Below are 15,956 nucleotides of genomic sequence, written 5' to 3'. Positions count from 1 at the left end.
GAAGTTTAAGCCTATCTGCGGACGGCTCGTTTCCCTGAAAGGGGAAGCGAGCCGTTTTGTTTTTGGAGAGCGAAATGGCGGACAGTGGCGGTGGTGGTGGCGGCAGCCAAACGACGACGACGGATTTGCCGGACTGGGCGAAGCCGTACGCGCTCGACCTGCTCAAGCGTTCTTCGGACCTGTCGAAGCAGGACATTCCGCAGTACACCGGGCAGACGGTTGCCGACCTGAACCAGACGCAGACCGGCGCGATTCAGGGGCTGACGAACGCGGCCGGCAATCAAGCGGGCACCGCTGCGGCGGCAATGGACTATTACCGCACGCTCACGGGCAATCCGAACGGTTTTTCGATTTCGAATCCGTTCACGGGCAACGTTACGGCGTCCGACGCCGCGGCGAGGTTCGCGGATCCCGCGAACAACCCGTATCTCGCACAGACGGTCGCTTCGTCGAATCAGGCAATCACCGATGCGTACAAGAACGGTACTGCCGCGAGCACGATGGCGCAGTTTCGCAATGCCGGTGCATTCGGCGGCTCGGCGCAGCAGCAGGTGACGTCGCAGAACGAGCAGAATCTGGCGCGTGCACTGAACGACAACACGTCGAGCATGTACAACTCGGCGTACAACACGGCGGCGAACGTCGCGACGCAGAACGCGGCTCAGCAGAACGCTGTGAATCTCGCGAACCAGTCGGTCGGCACGGCCGCGAACACCGCGTACAACTCGCAGGCGAGCCAGAACTACCAGAACCAGCAGGGCAACATTCTCGGCGCGCTCGGCACGGCGACCGGCGCGAACACCGCGACCTCGAGCCTGTATGGCAATCAGCTGACGGGCGGCACGGTCGCGCAATCGAACGACCAAGACCGGCTGAACGCGCTGTATCAGCAATGGTTCAACCAAGTCAATCAACCGTACCAACAGCTGTCGATCCTCTCGAAGGGGCTCAGCGGCGCGCTTGGCAGCGGTGCCGGCATCACTTCGACGACGCAGTCTGGTGGCAGTGGGAGTGGGATGGGCACACTGCTTGGCCTCGGTCAGTTGGGGCTCGGGATCGGATCGAAGCTCAGCGGCGGCATCTTCGGCTAAACGAAATCGGGGTCAAGAATGGGCATTTTCGGATCCAGCGGCGGCTTGAGCAACGCATCGACTGCCTTTGGTCAGGGCGCATCCGACGTAGGGAGCAACAGTTTCGGCTTCACGATGCCGGACGGCTTTTCGTCGGGCTTTGGTATGCCGTCTCTTGCCGGCCTGTCGGGAATCAGTTCGGGGATGAGTGTGAGTGCGCCGAATGTGGGGCCGAACACGTACGGCTTCACGATGCCCGGGGCCGATACGCTCGGAAAGCTGAGCGACACGCTCGGCGCGGCAAGCAAGGCGCTGTCGGTCCCTCAACCAACGACGATGGGGGGCATGGGTGGCCGCGGCGCGGGGATGGGCTTGCGGGCGCAGGAGTTCAGCGCACCGATTGCGAACTTCGTAGCGGCACCGGGCTCCGTCGGGGGCAACGGCCTGCTGCAAATGCTGATGAATTATAGACCGGGGACAATCGCATGAGCGAAAGCCACAACGGCAGTACGCCGCAACCGAATCCGACTTCGCAGCTGAACTCGCTCGTCGGACTCGGTGCGCGCGGAATGGGCGCTGCGTCGCCATGGATGGCGGCCGGCAATATCTCGGGCGGCCTGATTCAGCGTCTCGTCGACCCGAGCCACAGCGGCAATAGCTTCGGCAACATCGCGGGCGCGACGCTCAAGGGCGCGGGCACCGGTGCGGCCGTCGGCTCTGTTGTGCCGGGGATTGGCACGCTGATCGGCGCCGGTGTTGGCGGCCTCGCTGGCGGCCTGTCGACGCTCCTGTGAGGACGAAATGCCTCTGCTCGACACTTTGATCAACGGGAACTATCCGGCTGCGCCGGCGGCTGGCGCTAACACGCTCAGCGGTCTGCTCGCAGCGCTCGGCGCGCGGCCGACGTCCGTCTCGAGTCTGATCGACCAGCTCGGCCGCAGCGCAGATCGCAATCCGTACGCGGGTGCCGCGCCGACTTCACCGCTCGCGTCTCCGACGATCGTGCCGGACGAAGCGGCACGTGCGCAGGCACAGCAAGGTGGCGCGCTCGTCGGCGTGGGCCCGAATCCGATGCAGCAACCGGCACCGCTCACCGCTGCCGCGGCGTCGCAGGTCGCGCAATCGGCGAATCCTCCGGTGGCAGACGCGCTGCTCGAACGGCGTCTCGCGGGCGCGCCGATGCAGCTGCAGCCCGTAACGGTGCCCGATATGCCAGTAACTCCCGTGATGGCCGATGACGGCTCGACGACGCAGAACGCAACGCCCGCGCCGAGCACGCCTGCTTCCGGCGGTCTGCTCGGCATGCTGTCGGGTGCCGCGCAGGATGCTGTGCAGTCGCCGGCGAAGTCGAAAGGGCTGCTCGAACGTCTCGGCGCAAGCATCTCCAACATGAGCCCGGCCGCGAGTCAGGCGCTGATCGCGTCTGGCCTGACGATGCTCGCGGGTAACGATGGCTCGCGCAATCTCGGGCAACTGATTGGCCTCGGCGGCATCGCAGGGCTGAATGCATACAGCAACGTGAAGCAGACCGACGTCGCGAATCAGCTCGCTACCCGGAAACTCGATCAGCAGCAACAGCAGCAGCAATTCGATAACGGTCTTGCTGCCCGCAAGCAATTGTGGGAAGAGGGCAAGCCCATTTCTGTCGGCGCCGATCAGAGCCTATACGCTCGCAATCCGGACGGTTCGTACAAGCCCGTTGTGCAGGCGCAGCCTTCGGTTGCGCGTACGACGGACATGCTCGGCCCGGACGGCCGTACGTATACCGTTCAGCTCGATCGCTCGGGTAATCAGATCGGTGCGCCGCTTCTGAAGTCGGATCCGTTCAGCGGCCCGCTCAGCGAGTCGCAGCAGAAGTACGTCAACGACGCGCAGAACGCGGCGCTTACTGCGCGGCAGACGTACCAGAACACGGTTGCGCTTGCGAACCAGCTCGCGAACGCGCCGGACTTCGCGAGCGGTGCAGCCGGGACGTTCAACGACTTCCTGACGAAGATCACCGGAAACAAGGATGCGGGCCAGCAGCTGCGCGGCCAGCTCGCGCAGTTCGTGAACAGCACGATCCTGAACCAGCTGCCGCCCGGCGCCGCGTCGGACAAAGACATCCAGCTTGTGCGCAACGGGACGCCGGCCGACAACGCGTCGAAGGAAACGTGGCAGGCATATCTGTCCGCGGTCGGACGCGTGCAGCAGGCGGCCGCCGTGGCCGCGCAAATGCGCGCGGACTACCTCACCGCGAACCGCGGCAGCCTCGGGCCGCTGATGCAGCCGGCGACGATCGGCGGGCGGCAGTTCCCGGCCGGCGCGTCGTTAACCGACGTGCTTGGCGGACGCGCCCCGAGTGCATCGACGGGGGGCCGGCCGGGCGAGATGAGCGCCGAGCAGCGCGCACAGGTCCAGACGCTTCAGCGCATGGCGGCGCAGGGTGATGCGCGCGCGCAGCAATCGCTCCAGGCGCTTCGGGCGCGCGGTTGGGGGGTGTGATGCCGGGCGACATCTACGACGTCAGCGGCTTCGGCCAAGGCGCGTTCACGCCGGCCGCGTTCGCAGCAGCATACGGCGACGTCGCGACGCGAATCGCTGATCAGACCGGTATCGATCCCGTGACGGTTCTCGGGCAGCTCGGACACGAAACTGGGTGGGGGCGCTCGATCATCCCCGGAACGAACAATCTCGGGAACATCAAGGATTTCACTGGGCGTGGCGCGCGTGCGCGCGACAACATGACGGGCTCGGACGACGCGTATCGGGTCTATTCGTCTCCGATGGAGTTCGCCGACGACTACGCGTCGCTGATTCGACGCAAGTACCCGGCTGCGCTCAACACCGGGCCGGACGCGGCTGCTACTGCAGCGGCCCTTGTGAAAGGCGGCTACGCCGAGGATCCCGCATATCGCTCCAAGCTCATCGCAGCGACGCGCACGGTCGGGCAGGCGCTTGGGCTCACCCCTCGCGATCCTGTCGCATCGTCCGGGGGGCTGATTTCGAGCGCGAGCGCGGCCACGTTTGGCCGGGGCACTGGCGATCGAGACGCATCGCCGGCAGACCCTTACGACTTGAGCTCGTTCGGCATCGCGCCGGATGATGGCGGCCCTGTTGTGCCCGGCATTACCGATTTGCCGATTCCGTCGCCCGCCGCTGCGGGTAGCGGTGGAGCACTGCAGTCCCTTGGCGCGGGGATTGGCGAAGGGTTCGGCAAAACCATGCTCGGTGCGCAGGCGCTGATCGGCAAGGGGCTCTCCGCGGTCGGCGCGACGAACACTGGCGACTGGCTCGTCGACGATGCGCGCTCGGGCCGGGACAAGCTCACGCGAGAGGCACAGGATGCTGCGGGGGAAAGTGGCTGGCGCACTGCCGGCAATTTCGTGGGCGCTGCCGCTCCGCTGCTCGTCGCCGGCCCGGAACTGGCGCCGCAGTTGGTGTCTGGTGGCCTGTATGGCGCGAGCCAAGGTGCGCTGAACGATACCGGCATCCTTCCGGGAGCAGTTGAAGGCGCGGGGCTCGGCGCAGGCGGCTATCTGGCCGGGAAAGCGATCGGCGCGATTGGTGCTGCAGCACGGCCCGCGCTGGCCGGCGCGTGGAATGCCGTGCGTGGTGGCGAACGCGCGGCCGCGGCGAAGATCGCGGGCGAGCTCGGCGCGGATCTCGATCCGACCATCGCTACGCTGCGCTCCAACAGCGACGAGCTCATCCCCGGCAGTCTGCCGACGGCGGCAGAGGCCGGCCAGAATCCGACGCTCGTCCGGATCCAGCGGCAACTGCAGAACACCGCCGACGGTCAGGTCGCATTCCCGGCTCGTCAGGCCGCGAACAACGCTGCACGGTTCGCGGAGGGGCAGCGCGTCGTGGGAGCGAATCTCGCAGACGAGATGGACGCGTTCACGCAGCAGCAGGCCGCGCGCGTTGCCGCAGGTCAGGCCGAGTTGCCGCCGCTGACGCAAGCGCAGGCCGACGTGATGCAGTCGCCGGCATATCGGCAGGCAATGAAAACGGCTCGAGCGAGCGCGGAAAGCCGCGGCAGTTCGGCATTCGACGACCAGCAAGCGCCGCTCATGCAATCGCTGCGCGAAGGCATCGAGCGCGTCGCCGGCACGCCGGAGACGATCGACGCACTGAAGGCTGCGCGCGGGCAGACGGCCGATGAACTGTTCGCGCAAACCGACGTTTCCGTGCCGATGGCATGGCCGGAAGCGCAGGAGCTCGCACAGAAGCCCGCGTTTCAGGACGCTATGCGATTTGCGCAGCGCATGTCCGACAACCTCGGCGAAGGCCCGGTGGTGACGGCCGAAGGGGATGGGGTGGGCGCGTGGCTGTCGGGTCGCGGGCTGCTGTACGCGAAAGGGTTCCTCGACGATCAGATCAATTACGCGCTGCAGCGCGAGCGCAATACGGAGGCGCGCGCGCTGATCGCCGTGAAAAACGAGCTCGTCGGGCTGATGGATCGCGCGAGTCCGGAATATGCGCCGGCGCGTGCCCGCTACCAAGCCGATTCGGCTCCGATCGACGCACAGCAGGCGCTGCAAACGCGACTCAACGGTGCGGTAGACCCGCTGTCCGGCGTCGTCAGCCCGAACAAGCTGCGGCAGACGATCAACAGCATCACGGGCGAGCAGTTGAAGCCGGGTATCCGGCCGGCCGATCAGGTGTCCGCGGCGACGCTCGACGATCTGCGCGCACTTGGCGAGCAGGCGCGGGCCACGCCGACGAACCTTGCCGGGCTGAGCGGCGAAGGGCAGGAACTCATGCGTCAGGCGCTCGCGGAGCGTGTGCGAACCGCAGCCGACACGCTGATGCGGCAAGACGCGAACGGGGCGGCCGCCGATTTCAGCTCATACCTCCGTTCGCAATCGCCGTCGTACGCGCGCTACTTCGACGAGGCAGCGACGACCGGTGCCGATCTTCAGTCGCGGCAGGCAGTGCAAGAAGCGCTGCAAAAGCTCGGGCTGATGGCGAGCAATGCTTTCGGCGACGCACAGATGACCTTCCAGGGCGCGAAGGCGGCTTTGTCCGGCGCCGGCGACCTCACCGGCTCGGCAAAGGAGTATGCGCGCAATCTGCTCGCCGATCTGCAGCGCGCGACTGCGACGAACGCGCCGCTCGGGGCCGCAGGCAGTCAGACGGCAGCGAACCTGCAGCTCGGGGGCGGCCTGCTCGGCAACCTGATTCGCGGCCGCACTGGTGATACGGCAATCATCGGCACGGCAGCGACGGGGAACATCCCGGCGGCGGTCGGTGCGTACGTCGTTCAACGCGCGGTCGCGAAGGCGGCGGCGCGCACCGAGAAGGCGGCGATCGACCTGCTGTTGAACCCGAAGAAGCTCGCGCGCGCGCTCGAGGAATTCAAGGGGCAGCCGAAAGCGCGGCAGGCGTTCGTCGGCGCACTGAAACAGAAGGCGACTGCAGCGGGTCGCGCAGGAGTACGGGCCGTGCAGGCGTACGAAGCACGTCGCGAGCAAAAGAAACCAAGGAGTGACCGAGGGAAATGAGCACGCCTCCGCAAAGCAGCAGCCGCCGCATTTTCGACCTCACTGTGAACGTGCAATCAATGATTTACTCCGCCATCGCTGCGGCGCTCGGCGCGATGGCGATGTGGTATTCGCTCGTCGGCCGCGTTCAGACACTGGAAGAGCACGACAAGCAGCAGGAAGTGCATTTCGCGCAGATCGAACGCGCTATCGATCAGCAGCGAAACGACGTCAAGGAGCAATTGCGCGGAATCGGGCAGGACGTGAAGGACACGAACGCGAAGCTCGACCAGTTGACGCAGCAGTTGATCTACAGTGCGGCCGGCAATCGCGTTGGCATGCGGGGGTGGACGCGATGAAATGGAAAATCACTTTGGCCGACAACTGGCGCACGCTTCACCGGCGCGGCACCGTCATCGTGAGCGGCGCGCTCGCGGTTGTGACGGCCGCCGGGCCGGCGATCGTCGACGCGTGGAACTCGATGCCCGCGGATCTCAAGGCGTTGTTGCCGCAAGGCGTGCAGCGCTACGCGGCGCTCGTCGCGTTCGCTCTGATCCTCGTCGTGCGCTACACCGCGGTGCGCCGCGTGGCGCCGCCGGCGGCCGACGCGGCGCAGGGGAGCGGCGATGGCGCTCAGTGACCTGTTCGGCGCCCTCGCGCGACTGTTCGGCATGAAAGCGGTGCCGGTCGTTGACGTGCCGACGCCGTCGATCTCGCCAAGTAGCGCGTCGAGCGCTGCGCCGACGCCCCCAATCGATCCGAAAAAAACGGACATGAGCATGCCTGCAATGCAAGCATTCTCCCCGCAAAGCACCGTGCTACAAGGCTCACCGGCTCCGGCGGGTGCCGACGACTGGCTCGAGCTCTGCCGGCCGCTGTCTCAGCACTTCGAAAGCTGCTACCTCACTGCCTATCCTGACCCGGCGTCGCCGCTCGGCAAGGCGCTGCAGGCGCGCGGCATCTGGTACAAGGTGCTCGGCGGCGCGCCCATCCCGAACGATCCCGCGCTGCGCGCACTGAGCGGCGCGCCGTGGACGTGCGGATGGGGTTCGACGGGGCCGGACGTGCGCGAGGGCACTGTCTGGACGCAGGCGACCGCCGACGCGCGACACGACGCGAACCTCCGTGCATCCGCGGCGCTCGTCGACAACGCCGTGCGCGTGACGCTGTCGCCGCAACAGAAAGCGGCGCTCGTCAGCATCATGAACAACGTCGGGCCGGGCCGCGCGCGTCGTGCTGGCGACCCCGGTCGCGACGGAATTGTCACGCTTGCGAGCGGGCAGCCATCGACACTCCTGCGGAAGCTCAACGGTGCCGATTATGCCGGGGCAGCCGATCAGTTCCCGGCATGGGACAAGGCCGGCGGCGTCGTTCAACCGGGACTGGTGCGGCGGCGCGCGGCCGAGCGCGATTTGTTCCTCAACGGGAAATGGAGCGCGTGATGTACGGCCGTTGGATCCTGTTCGCATTCGCAAATCTCGTGATGCTTGCGCTCGGCTATGTGCTCGCGCCGATTCTGCCGCTGTTCGCGATCGGTCGCGAAACGCTGCCGGTGTGGCTGTCCTGGTTCCAGACACCGGACAACCCTCTCGACGGCGATTCGGGTTGGAAAACCGTTCACTGGCAATGGCGCTTCAGGCTACCGCGGCCGATTGCGTGCTACGTCGGGCGCGTTGGCTGGTTGTGGCGAAACCCGAGTTACGGCTTCGATGTGAACGTGCTCGGATTCGAGGCCGCGGCCGGCACGGAGATCGACCGGCACGGGCCATCGCCGTTATCAGGCGATCTGGTGACTGGCTGGTACTTCGCAAAGGCGGTCACTCCGGACGGCTGTCGAGCATGGCAGCTCTATGCAGTGAAGGTGTGGGGACGGCGTGCATCGCGCATCAACTTGGGCTGGAAGCTCTGGTCGGTGCCCGGACGCTGCCAGTTCGCTATGACCGTTAATCCATTCCTTTCGACACAATGAGGCACGCATGAGCGCGATGGTGATTTCTCTGTTCGCGAAATTCTGGCCGCTGATTTTGGGTCTCACCGGGATCGCGACCGGTCTTGTCTTCGGATGGGGGAAGACGAAATCGGCGGCGACCACGACGGCGCAGGCACAGCAGGATGTCGCGGCCGCCGGTGAGCGAGTCGCCAAGGCCGCGGCGGCCGAAGCTCAAGCGAATGCCGCTGCAGAGGCAACCGGCCGGGAGGCGGCCGCGGCTCGCACTTCGATCGACAGCGAGGTCGCGGCCCAGTCGGCAAGCGAGGTGAAAAGTGAGCTTCAAAACTGGACTCGCCGGTAAGGCGCTGTTGGTAGTGCTTGCCGGCTGCACATCGACCTGTCCGCCTCCATCCGCGCCACGGGTCGAAACGAAGACGCGCGTCATCGATACAGCGTGCGACTGGACGAAGCCGATCTATCTCGATCGTGCCGATGTTCTGTCGGATGCGACAGCTCGCGCGATCCTGGAGCACAACCGCGCCGGCGCCCGAGTGTGCGGTTGGAAACCGCTAACAGCGCAGAAGTAAGCGCACAGACAAACGAGGTGAACCATGCCCGTACCGGGATCGATCAATGACCTGAGCCCGACTCCGAGCCAGAACAGCCCGCAGGGCTCGGAGCCGGTCGGGTCGCAGGCGAACGAATACATTCAGGCGTTGAGCGCGTTCGTGCGGCAGCTCGCCGACGGCAAGGTGAACAACGGAACGCTCGACGCGCCGAAGGGCACGCGCATCGTTCTGCAGCAAGCCGCGGCGCCGACGGGATGGACTGTCGACGCTGATCCGGCATTCACGGACTGCGCGATGCGGTTCAATCAGTCGGTCGGCAAGCAGAACGGTGCAGTTGGCTGGAGCGGCTGGAACTGGGGCGGTCAGTTCGCGGTTGACGGTCACGCGATTACCGTCGCTGAAATGCCGTCGCACGCGCACGGTGTATCCGATCCGGGCCATTCGCACGGTGTGGCCGATCCGGGCCATTCGCACGGTGTGAACGACCCCGGACACGCGCATCCCTTTGTCGTGATCGCGCACAGCGTGGATGGCGCGGGTTCTAGCCAGCTGACGGGCGGCGGCTACCAGTCCGACAACGATGGTCAGTACAACGGCGTGACGAGCGGAAGCGGCACAGGCATCTGGCTGAGCGCGTCCGGAACAGGGATCGGTATTTACGGTTCAGGGACGAACATCGGCATTCAGGCCAATGGTGGCAATGCTGCGCACAACCATACGTACCGTGCGCCGCAGGTCAAGTACGCCGATTGCATCGTGGCGGTGAAGCAATGACGAAAGCGAAAAAAGTTGTGTGCCCGCTGCTCAAGAAACCGTGTCTCGAGCATGAATGCGCGTGGTTTTCGCATGTCGTCGGTCGCGATCCGCAGACCGGCCGCGATGTCGATCACTGGGACTGCTCGGTGCGGTGGCTGCCGGTGATGATGACCGAAGGCGCACGGCAGACGCGCGGTGTTCAGGCTGCCGTCGAGTCGATGCGCAACGACGTCGTCCAGCGGCAGGACGGCCTCAATACAGCGCTGCTGACGATGGCCACCGGGATTCCAAACGCTCGCGCGGTGGTCGACGTTACCGAACGGCCGTCGCTCATCGAAGGGCAGGGGGATTGAAGATGCTGACCGTCTATATCGGATCGACGTTCAAGCTCGTCGGTGGCCTGCAGAAAGATGGCGCACCGGCCGATTTCACCGGCTCGACGTTGACGGCCGTGCTGTTCGACAGCGCGGGCAAGAAGCAGATTGCAGCCCTCAATGTCGAATGGCTCGACGTCACAAAGGGGCTGCTCACGCTGACGGCCGACTCCACGGCTGGCTGGTCGCCACAGAAGGCGCGCATCGATGTGCGACTCGCTTTGGCGACGGGCGACGTTGTGCTCGGGCCACCCGTCTATATCCGAATCGAACAATCTCCGCTGAGCTGACATGGAACTTTCTCTCATCCTGTCCGACGACACCGAGACCTATCAGGCAATTCTCGGCCAGTTCATCGAATCCAGCGCGGCAGAAACGCACGCGGACCGTATTCTGGCTCAGCAGGCGGCCGAAACGGCGACGAGCAGCGCAAACAGCGCGCTCGATTCCGCCGGCCAAGCTGCGCAGTCGGCCGCCGCGAGCGCGGATTCTGCAACGCAGGCGGCGGCGAGCGCGGCTGCGGCATCAACGAGCGAACAGCATGCATCGCAGTACGCGACGGCCGCGCAAGCGGCATCGACGGATGCTGCGGGTTCCGCAAGCAGTGCTGCATCGAGCGCATCGTCCGCTACGTTGTCGGCAACGAGCGCTGCAAACTCCGCGACGGCTGCGTCGGTCAGCGAGCAGAATGCCGCAGCGACGCTCGCGAACGCGTTGAAGAAGGCGAACAATTTGTCGGACGTGGCCGACGCGGCAACGGCGCTCGCGAATCTCGGCGGCGCACCGAAGGCAAGTCCGACCTTCATCGGCAACGTCGGTGTGCCGACGCGTACAGCGGGCGACTCGACGGATAACGCGGCGAGTACAAAGTTCGTATCGGCCGCGTTGACCGCGATTGCGAAGGGGCGATTGCTGAACGTCCGAGTCATGACGGCCAGCGCCCAGTATGTCCCGACGCCGGGCACGGGCGGTGCGCTCGTCTTCGGATGGGGCGCAGGCGGCGGGGGCGGCGGCTGCGGCACTGGTCCGAGCGGTACGGGCAACTCGCAAAACATCGCCCCGGCCGGCAACAGTGGCGCGGGCGCAATCTGGTGGTGGCCGAATCCGACCGCGCAGGCCGTGACGGTTGGCGCTGGCGGCGCGGCGGGGACGCCGAGCGTCAGTGGTGGTCAGGGGGGCAATTCGTCGATCGGATCGCTGCTCGTTTTGCCGGGAGGCAGGGGCGGCGTGTCGAACGGCACGCAAGGCAATGCCGCCAGCAACAGCGCAACGGTGCAGGGTGATATGCCGGCTATTACGGCCGGAACGCTCTTGTTCCAGCGTGCAACCGAAATGGGCGATCACGGCATCTTCGCACTCGCGCCGTACAATCCGCGCGGCGGCGCCGGCATGTTCAGCGGCCGACCGCCGTTTGCGATGAGCCCCGGCTCGGGGTGGGGGCCGGGCTTCGGGCCGGGCATGGGCGGTGATGGCGCATTCTGCAACAACTACGGTCAGCAATACAACGGTTCGGCCGGGGCTAACGGGCAGTTCATCATTTTCGAATATGCTTAAACGGAACTGAATATGGGTCGCGTTGCTCTTGTGAAAAACGGCACCGTCGAGAATGTTATCGTTCTCGACGCGAATGCTCCGGCATTCGAGCCGGACGATGGGTCACAACTTGTTGCACTGCCGGAAGATTCTCTGGTCGGGCCGGGTTGGGCGCGCTCCGGCGATAATTGGACGGCTCCGCCGGCACCGGCGCCGGTCGCCACGCAGCCCGTCGACCCGGTCGAAAAGCTGCGCGTGTTCCTGATCGCGAACCCTGACGTCGCCGAGCTCGTTGGTGCGGATCCGGGCGGCGCTACTGCGTCTGGAGGATGATTGCCGGGGTATTGGCCGGCAGAGGGTAGGCGATCGGGCCGGGCGTGCCTGGAGCGGCCGGCGTGTTGGCGAATGCATCGATGCGTCGTTGGGCGGCGTCGAGTGCCTCTTCTGTCCGGCGCCGACTTTCAGCGAGCCGGTCGTTCCATTCGCGGTTTGCGCGGACCGTATTGATGCAGTCGGCAACCTGATACCGCTGCTTGTCTGTCAGCTCTCCGTCGTCCAGAGCGCGACCGCGCGCGTCGAACACTTTGCAGCCGAGCTGTGGTGTCGGCGCGTCGTAGGGGCCGACGTAGGCTTTTTGCGTGGCCGCTTGCGGGATACCGAACGAACTGAGGTCGTAGATATTCGCGGGTACCCCGTCCGCATGGGCGTAGGTCGCAACGGACGCAACTGCGCAGATGAGCCCTCGGACAATCGACATGCAACATGCCGCACGGAAGTTCGTTACCATGTTGACCCCTTACGCGATGGTGAGATCCGCTGATTCGTTGTTTCACAACAACGCTAACGGCAGCAATTTTGCAAGGGGGCATATATGGGGGCATCCGCAAAATACGAACTGGTGGGATCCCAATAGCAGAAAGACAGAACGCCTTTAATGTGGTTCTGGCCTCAGCACCAGAAGTCGCACGTGCCCTAGTCAGGGACCGTGCATGAAAAAAGCGCTGCCGGTCGATCGACCGCAGCGCTTTTTTCGTTGGCGCCGCTTCTTTCCGGCAAGCAGGCACGGACAGGCGATGCAGGGCGCGGACAATCGCCCCGTGTGTAATATCATCGTGTCCAAGCTTCATCGAATCAGCACGATCACACCGAGGGACAACCGATGAAAAACACCGTGCGCATGTCGATTTCCACGCTGGCGCTCACGCTGGCTGCGCCGGTATTTGCCTCCGTATCCATCCCGGCCGACAACATTGCATGGAGCGCCCGGCCCGCGCAGACGGTCGTATCGTCGTCGGCGTGTTCCGCGTACTCCGGACGGCCGATGTCGAGCGGCGAGTCGCTGTCGGGCGGCACAGCGCTGAAGGCGATCGGCACGTCGCTGGCCGGCACGGCGCTGGGCCTCGTCACGGGCGGATATCAGGGCGCAGCGCCCAATCCGTGTGCGCGCCCCGGTCTGTGAGCGATTCGCAGCGGAATTGCCGAGGTAATCGCTTCCGACCCGAGCTCGAGCTCGACAACAAGCGCCGCGCGTCGCCCGACCGCGGCGCTTTGTCATTGATGCGCATCTAATCCCAGAAACTCCGGATCGCGACCGCCACGATCACCGGCACCGAGAACACCAGCGGAATCGCGAAATACTGCGCTTCGCGATCGACGATCCAGCTATGGATCACCCACGCCGCGCCGATCGCGAAGGTCGCGATGCCGGCCAGCACGGCGACGAGATTCGGGATCAGCGTCGAAGACCGGCGGTGCGCTTTGTCGGCATCGGCGTTGTTGTTATCGCGCGGGGACGATTTCATCGGAACAGTGCGGCCTCGGGTCCGGTCAGGGTCAAAGACACAGGAAACCGCATCCGCGCGGATCGCGCAAGGGCCGGCGCTGGCCGGCCCTGCGTTGCCGATGCGCCGGCGTTACAGCCCGAACGACTCCGCCAGTTCGTCGAGCAGTGCGCGCTGGAACGCGACGAATCGTTCGCCCGGCTGCTGCGCGATCGCAAGGTCGAGCATCGGATCGGTCACGCCGGTGCGCACGCCCGCCAGTTCCTCGACGATGGCCAGCCCGCAGAACGGCACGTAGGCCTCCGAATAGCCGCCTTCGTGCACGATCACCAGCCGCCCGCCGCAGTGACGCTGCGCGGCCTCCTTCAGCGCGCGCGTCATGAAGCGGTAGCTGTCGGTGTGCAGCTGCATCCGCGCGAGCGGATCGACCGCGCTCGCATCGAGCCCGCTCGCCACCACGATCAACTCGGGACGGAAGCGCTCGAGCGCCGGCAGCACGATTCGCTCGAACGCATGCCGATACGCGTCGTCGCCGCTGCCGGCGAGCAGCGGCACGTTCAGGTTCGCGCCGATGCCCGCGCCTTCGCCGCGATCGTCCGCGCCGCTGTAGCCGGGCGGAAAGCAGCGGTCCTGGTGCAGCGAGATCGTCAGCGTGTCCGGATCGTCGTAGTAGATCGACTGCGTGCCGTTGCCGTGGTGCACGTCCCAGTCGATCACGGCGACGCGCTCGACGCCGTGCTTCGCGCGCGCGGCTTCGATCGCGATCGGGATGTTGGCGAGCAGGCAGAAGCCCATCGGACGGTCGCGCAGGCAGTGATGACCGGGCGGGCGCGACAGCGAGAACGCATTGGCCGCGCGTTCGCCGACGACCGCATCGACGGCCGCGATCGCGAGACCGGCCGACAGGGCGGCGATTTCGTAGCTGCCCTTGCCGAACGGCGCGAGATCGCCGAGGTCGCCGCCGTTCGCGTCGCTGAGGGCGCGGAACGCATCGAGATAATGCGCCGGGTGAATGCGCAGCAGGTCGGCGGCGGTCGCCGCTTCCGCGCCGTGCATGTCGAGCTGCGCGGCGAGTCCCGACGCCTGCACGAGCGACAGGAAGCGGCGTTTCGAATCGGGCGATTCCGCGTAGCCCGCGCTCGACGGCGGCTGGACCCAGCCGCCGACCGGGAAGAACAGCGCGTGCGTGCCGCCGGTATGCCAGAAGGTACGTTCATCGGTGAAGAATGCGGTGCGATTCATGGATAGGCGAGACCTGTCACGGTTGGGAGGAAACGGACGCGTGCGCGCGTCGATCGATATGGCGCAGCGCCGCGAACGACACGATCGCGACGGCTGTCGCGGCTGCGAACAGCGCGTGCATCGTGCCGCCCGCATCGAGCATCAGCCCGGCGAGCAGCGGGCCGGCCGCGAGGCCGGCGCCGATCACGAAATTGAGCGTCGCGACGAGGCGGCCCGACGCGTCGATCTGCGCGACGGTCGCGAGAATGAACGGCAGCACGAACGTCCACGCGAACTTGAACGCGAAGATCGCGACGCTGAAGCCGCCCGGATGCGGCAGCGCGGCGAGTGCGACCAGCGACGCGGCGAGCAGCGCGTAGCCGGCGGCCAGCATCGCGCGCCGCGCGAGCCGGCCGCCCGCGCACGAGGCGAGCGCCGCGCCGGCGATCCCCATCACGCTCGCGATCGCCAGCACGTTGCCGGTCGACTGCGGATCGAGCCCGGCTTCGGCCGCCGCGCGGCTCGCGAAGGTCCACACGCTGCCGATCGCGAGATAGAACGTCAGCACCGCGCCGATCGCGAGCGCGACCCACGCGCCCGGGGTGCCCGTCGCGGCGCCGCGTGCGGCCTGCGCGGCTGCCGGTCGTGCGCCGAGCGACGCCGGAAAGCCGCGCGACAGCGGGGCCGCGCCCAGCGCAAGCGCCGCCAGCGCGAAGTAGAGTGCGCGCAATCCGAACGCGGCGAACACGTGCGGCAGCACGAACAGGCCGATCGCGCCGGCGATCAACTGGCCGACGACCCACAGCCCGTACACGCGGTCGCTGTTCTCGCTGGTCGCCGCGCTCGTCATGCAGAGCACCATCAGCGAGCCGCCGCCGAGCGCGGTCGCCGCGCGCAGCGCGAGCAGCGCGCCGAAGCCCGGCATCCACAGCGCGGTCAGCAGGTTGCCCGCGCCGAACAGCGCGATCGCGCACGCCGCGACGCGGCGTGCGTCGACCCGGCCGAGCCACAGGTACGACGGCACGGTCGCGAGGCTGAACGCGCCGAGTTCGACGAAGAAGTACGTGCCGATCTGCGACGCGGACAAGCCGAGCTGCGTCGCGAGCTGGCCGGCGACCGCCGGCGCGACCAGCAACAGCAGCGGCGTGATGGCTGCGAACACGACGAGGGCGACGAGCGTGCTGCGCGCGAAGGTCGACGCGCGCGCGTCGGACGGCAGCGCGGCATCCGGGGAAAGGGTCTTCATGATGACGGGTC

General features: G+C 66.4%; 21 protein-coding genes. 17 read left to right on the top strand and 4 right to left on the bottom strand.

What is annotated here, in order from left to right; translation table 11 throughout:
- Positions 1–74 precede the first annotated feature (74 nt).
- The 15 genes from BST28156_RS02745 (at position 75) to BST28156_RS02675 (ending at position 12,030) form a co-directional block, all read left to right on the top strand.
- Positions 75–1,091: a hypothetical protein gene (locus tag BST28156_RS02745; RefSeq protein WP_233632902.1), complete on the top strand. Its 1,017-nt coding sequence runs from the start codon at positions 75–77 to the stop codon at positions 1,089–1,091.
- An 18-nt stretch (positions 1,092–1,109) separates the two neighbouring features.
- Positions 1,110–1,559 (top strand): hypothetical protein, encoded by a 450-nt coding sequence (locus BST28156_RS02740; RefSeq protein ID WP_233632901.1) that lies wholly within the window; start codon positions 1,110–1,112, stop codon positions 1,557–1,559.
- The gene (locus BST28156_RS02735; protein WP_070556289.1) at positions 1,556–1,864 is read left to right on the top strand and encodes a hypothetical protein; all 309 of its coding nucleotides are present in this window, start codon (positions 1,556–1,558) and stop codon (positions 1,862–1,864) included. The genes BST28156_RS02740 and BST28156_RS02735 overlap by 4 nt, the downstream gene beginning before the upstream one ends.
- A gap of 7 nt (positions 1,865–1,871) precedes the next feature.
- The gene (locus BST28156_RS02730) at positions 1,872–3,554 is read left to right on the top strand and encodes a hypothetical protein (protein ID WP_254596338.1); all 1,683 of its coding nucleotides are present in this window, start codon (positions 1,872–1,874) and stop codon (positions 3,552–3,554) included.
- Positions 3,554–6,556, top strand: coding sequence for a glucosaminidase domain-containing protein (locus BST28156_RS02725; RefSeq protein WP_174901419.1), 3,003 nt, complete (start codon positions 3,554–3,556; stop codon positions 6,554–6,556). Before BST28156_RS02730 ends, BST28156_RS02725 begins: the two co-directional genes overlap by 1 nt.
- Positions 6,553–6,894: a hypothetical protein gene (locus tag BST28156_RS02720; RefSeq protein WP_174901417.1), complete on the top strand. Its 342-nt coding sequence runs from the start codon at positions 6,553–6,555 to the stop codon at positions 6,892–6,894. Before BST28156_RS02725 ends, BST28156_RS02720 begins: the two co-directional genes overlap by 4 nt.
- Positions 6,891–7,175 (top strand): DUF7940 domain-containing protein, encoded by a 285-nt coding sequence (locus BST28156_RS02715; RefSeq protein ID WP_174901495.1) that lies wholly within the window; start codon positions 6,891–6,893, stop codon positions 7,173–7,175. Before BST28156_RS02720 ends, BST28156_RS02715 begins: the two co-directional genes overlap by 4 nt.
- On the top strand, positions 7,162–7,977 hold the full coding sequence (locus tag BST28156_RS02710; RefSeq protein ID WP_174901416.1) for a lysozyme: 816 nt from the start codon (positions 7,162–7,164) through the stop codon (positions 7,975–7,977). Before BST28156_RS02715 ends, BST28156_RS02710 begins: the two co-directional genes overlap by 14 nt.
- Positions 7,977–8,504: a DUF7338 family protein gene (locus BST28156_RS02705; protein ID WP_174901415.1), complete on the top strand. Its 528-nt coding sequence runs from the start codon at positions 7,977–7,979 to the stop codon at positions 8,502–8,504. The genes BST28156_RS02710 and BST28156_RS02705 overlap by 1 nt, the downstream gene beginning before the upstream one ends.
- Before the next feature lie 7 nt (positions 8,505–8,511).
- A complete protein-coding gene (locus BST28156_RS02700; RefSeq protein WP_174901414.1) occupies positions 8,512–8,826 on the top strand; it encodes a hypothetical protein in 315 nt (104 codons plus the stop codon).
- 250 nt (positions 8,827–9,076) lie between these two features.
- Entirely contained in the window at positions 9,077–9,808 is a 732-nt protein-coding gene (locus BST28156_RS02695; RefSeq protein WP_174901413.1) for a hypothetical protein, read from the top strand.
- On the top strand, positions 9,805–10,143 hold the full coding sequence (locus tag BST28156_RS02690; RefSeq protein WP_174901412.1) for a hypothetical protein: 339 nt from the start codon (positions 9,805–9,807) through the stop codon (positions 10,141–10,143). The genes BST28156_RS02695 and BST28156_RS02690 overlap by 4 nt, the downstream gene beginning before the upstream one ends.
- Before the next feature lie 2 nt (positions 10,144–10,145).
- The gene (locus tag BST28156_RS02685) at positions 10,146–10,454 is read left to right on the top strand and encodes a hypothetical protein (RefSeq protein ID WP_233632899.1); all 309 of its coding nucleotides are present in this window, start codon (positions 10,146–10,148) and stop codon (positions 10,452–10,454) included.
- Position 10,455: 1 nt separating this feature from the next.
- Entirely contained in the window at positions 10,456–11,718 is a 1,263-nt protein-coding gene (locus BST28156_RS34640; RefSeq protein ID WP_254596337.1) for a hypothetical protein, read from the top strand.
- Between the two features lie 12 nt (positions 11,719–11,730).
- Positions 11,731–12,030 (top strand): hypothetical protein, encoded by a 300-nt coding sequence (locus tag BST28156_RS02675; protein ID WP_174901411.1) that lies wholly within the window; start codon positions 11,731–11,733, stop codon positions 12,028–12,030.
- On the opposite strand, the gene BST28156_RS02670 is transcribed toward BST28156_RS02675, so the two are convergent.
- Positions 12,011–12,454, bottom strand: a complete 444-nt coding sequence (locus tag BST28156_RS02670; protein WP_174901410.1) for a hypothetical protein — start codon at positions 12,452–12,454, stop codon at positions 12,011–12,013. The two genes, BST28156_RS02675 and BST28156_RS02670, sit on opposite strands and share 20 nt — an antisense overlap.
- A gap of 232 nt (positions 12,455–12,686) precedes the next feature.
- Here BST28156_RS02670 and BST28156_RS02665 point away from each other — a divergent pair, with 232 nt between their 5' ends.
- Positions 12,687–12,860: a hypothetical protein gene (locus tag BST28156_RS02665; RefSeq protein ID WP_174901409.1), complete on the top strand. Its 174-nt coding sequence runs from the start codon at positions 12,687–12,689 to the stop codon at positions 12,858–12,860.
- On the top strand, positions 12,857–13,156 hold the full coding sequence (locus BST28156_RS02660) for a hypothetical protein (RefSeq protein WP_174901408.1): 300 nt from the start codon (positions 12,857–12,859) through the stop codon (positions 13,154–13,156). Before BST28156_RS02665 ends, BST28156_RS02660 begins: the two co-directional genes overlap by 4 nt.
- Before the next feature lie 106 nt (positions 13,157–13,262).
- On the opposite strand, the gene BST28156_RS02655 is transcribed toward BST28156_RS02660, so the two are convergent.
- The 3 genes from BST28156_RS02655 to BST28156_RS02645 form a co-directional block, all read right to left on the bottom strand.
- Positions 13,263–13,499 carry a hypothetical protein gene (locus BST28156_RS02655; protein ID WP_174901407.1) on the bottom strand — a complete coding sequence of 79 codons (237 nt, stop codon included), beginning with the start codon at positions 13,497–13,499 and terminating at the stop codon, positions 13,263–13,265.
- 111 nt (positions 13,500–13,610) lie between these two features.
- Positions 13,611–14,720, bottom strand: a complete 1,110-nt coding sequence (locus BST28156_RS02650) for a class II histone deacetylase (RefSeq protein ID WP_174901406.1) — start codon at positions 14,718–14,720, stop codon at positions 13,611–13,613.
- A 16-nt stretch (positions 14,721–14,736) separates the two neighbouring features.
- Entirely contained in the window at positions 14,737–15,945 is a 1,209-nt protein-coding gene (locus tag BST28156_RS02645; RefSeq protein WP_174901405.1) for an MFS transporter, read from the bottom strand.
- Positions 15,946–15,956: the final 11 nt, after the last annotated feature.

The sequence above is a fragment of the Burkholderia pseudomultivorans genome (assembly GCF_902499075.1).
Lineage (GTDB): Bacteria > Pseudomonadota > Gammaproteobacteria > Burkholderiales > Burkholderiaceae > Burkholderia > Burkholderia pseudomultivorans.
Note: the sequence above shows the minus strand (reverse complement) of the source record. Positions and strands in the feature narration are given on the sequence as shown.

Excerpts from the sequence above, each read along its gene's own strand:
- BST28156_RS02675 (WP_174901411.1), top strand. The coding sequence starts at position 11,731 with ATGGGTCGCGTTGCTCTTGTGAAAAACGGCACCGTCGAGAATGTTATC.
- BST28156_RS02690 (WP_174901412.1), top strand. The coding sequence starts at position 9,805 with ATGACGAAAGCGAAAAAAGTTGTGTGCCCGCTGCTCAAGAAACCGTGT.
- BST28156_RS02735 (WP_070556289.1), top strand. The coding sequence starts at position 1,556 with ATGAGCGAAAGCCACAACGGCAGTACGCCGCAACCGAATCCGACTTCG.
- BST28156_RS02740 (WP_233632901.1), top strand. The coding sequence starts at position 1,110 with ATGGGCATTTTCGGATCCAGCGGCGGCTTGAGCAACGCATCGACTGCC.
- BST28156_RS34640 (WP_254596337.1), top strand. The coding sequence starts at position 10,456 with ATGGAACTTTCTCTCATCCTGTCCGACGACACCGAGACCTATCAGGCA.
- BST28156_RS02685 (WP_233632899.1), top strand. The coding sequence starts at position 10,146 with ATGCTGACCGTCTATATCGGATCGACGTTCAAGCTCGTCGGTGGCCTG.
- BST28156_RS02705 (WP_174901415.1), top strand. The coding sequence starts at position 7,977 with ATGTACGGCCGTTGGATCCTGTTCGCATTCGCAAATCTCGTGATGCTT.
- BST28156_RS02725 (WP_174901419.1), top strand. The coding sequence starts at position 3,554 with ATGCCGGGCGACATCTACGACGTCAGCGGCTTCGGCCAAGGCGCGTTC.
- BST28156_RS02670 (WP_174901410.1), bottom strand. The coding sequence starts at position 12,454 with ATGTCGATTGTCCGAGGGCTCATCTGCGCAGTTGCGTCCGTTGCGACC.
- BST28156_RS02720 (WP_174901417.1), top strand. The coding sequence starts at position 6,553 with ATGAGCACGCCTCCGCAAAGCAGCAGCCGCCGCATTTTCGACCTCACT.
- BST28156_RS02715 (WP_174901495.1), top strand. The coding sequence starts at position 6,891 with ATGAAATGGAAAATCACTTTGGCCGACAACTGGCGCACGCTTCACCGG.
- BST28156_RS02660 (WP_174901408.1), top strand. The coding sequence starts at position 12,857 with ATGAAAAACACCGTGCGCATGTCGATTTCCACGCTGGCGCTCACGCTG.
- BST28156_RS02695 (WP_174901413.1), top strand. The coding sequence starts at position 9,077 with ATGCCCGTACCGGGATCGATCAATGACCTGAGCCCGACTCCGAGCCAG.
- BST28156_RS02650 (WP_174901406.1), bottom strand. The coding sequence starts at position 14,720 with ATGAATCGCACCGCATTCTTCACCGATGAACGTACCTTCTGGCATACC.
- BST28156_RS02710 (WP_174901416.1), top strand. The coding sequence starts at position 7,162 with ATGGCGCTCAGTGACCTGTTCGGCGCCCTCGCGCGACTGTTCGGCATG.
- BST28156_RS02655 (WP_174901407.1), bottom strand. The coding sequence starts at position 13,499 with ATGAAATCGTCCCCGCGCGATAACAACAACGCCGATGCCGACAAAGCG.
- BST28156_RS02730 (WP_254596338.1), top strand. The coding sequence starts at position 1,872 with ATGCCTCTGCTCGACACTTTGATCAACGGGAACTATCCGGCTGCGCCG.
- BST28156_RS02645 (WP_174901405.1), bottom strand. The coding sequence starts at position 15,945 with ATGAAGACCCTTTCCCCGGATGCCGCGCTGCCGTCCGACGCGCGCGCG.
- BST28156_RS02745 (WP_233632902.1), top strand. The coding sequence starts at position 75 with ATGGCGGACAGTGGCGGTGGTGGTGGCGGCAGCCAAACGACGACGACG.
- BST28156_RS02700 (WP_174901414.1), top strand. The coding sequence starts at position 8,512 with ATGAGCGCGATGGTGATTTCTCTGTTCGCGAAATTCTGGCCGCTGATT.
- BST28156_RS02665 (WP_174901409.1), top strand. The coding sequence starts at position 12,687 with ATGAAAAAAGCGCTGCCGGTCGATCGACCGCAGCGCTTTTTTCGTTGG.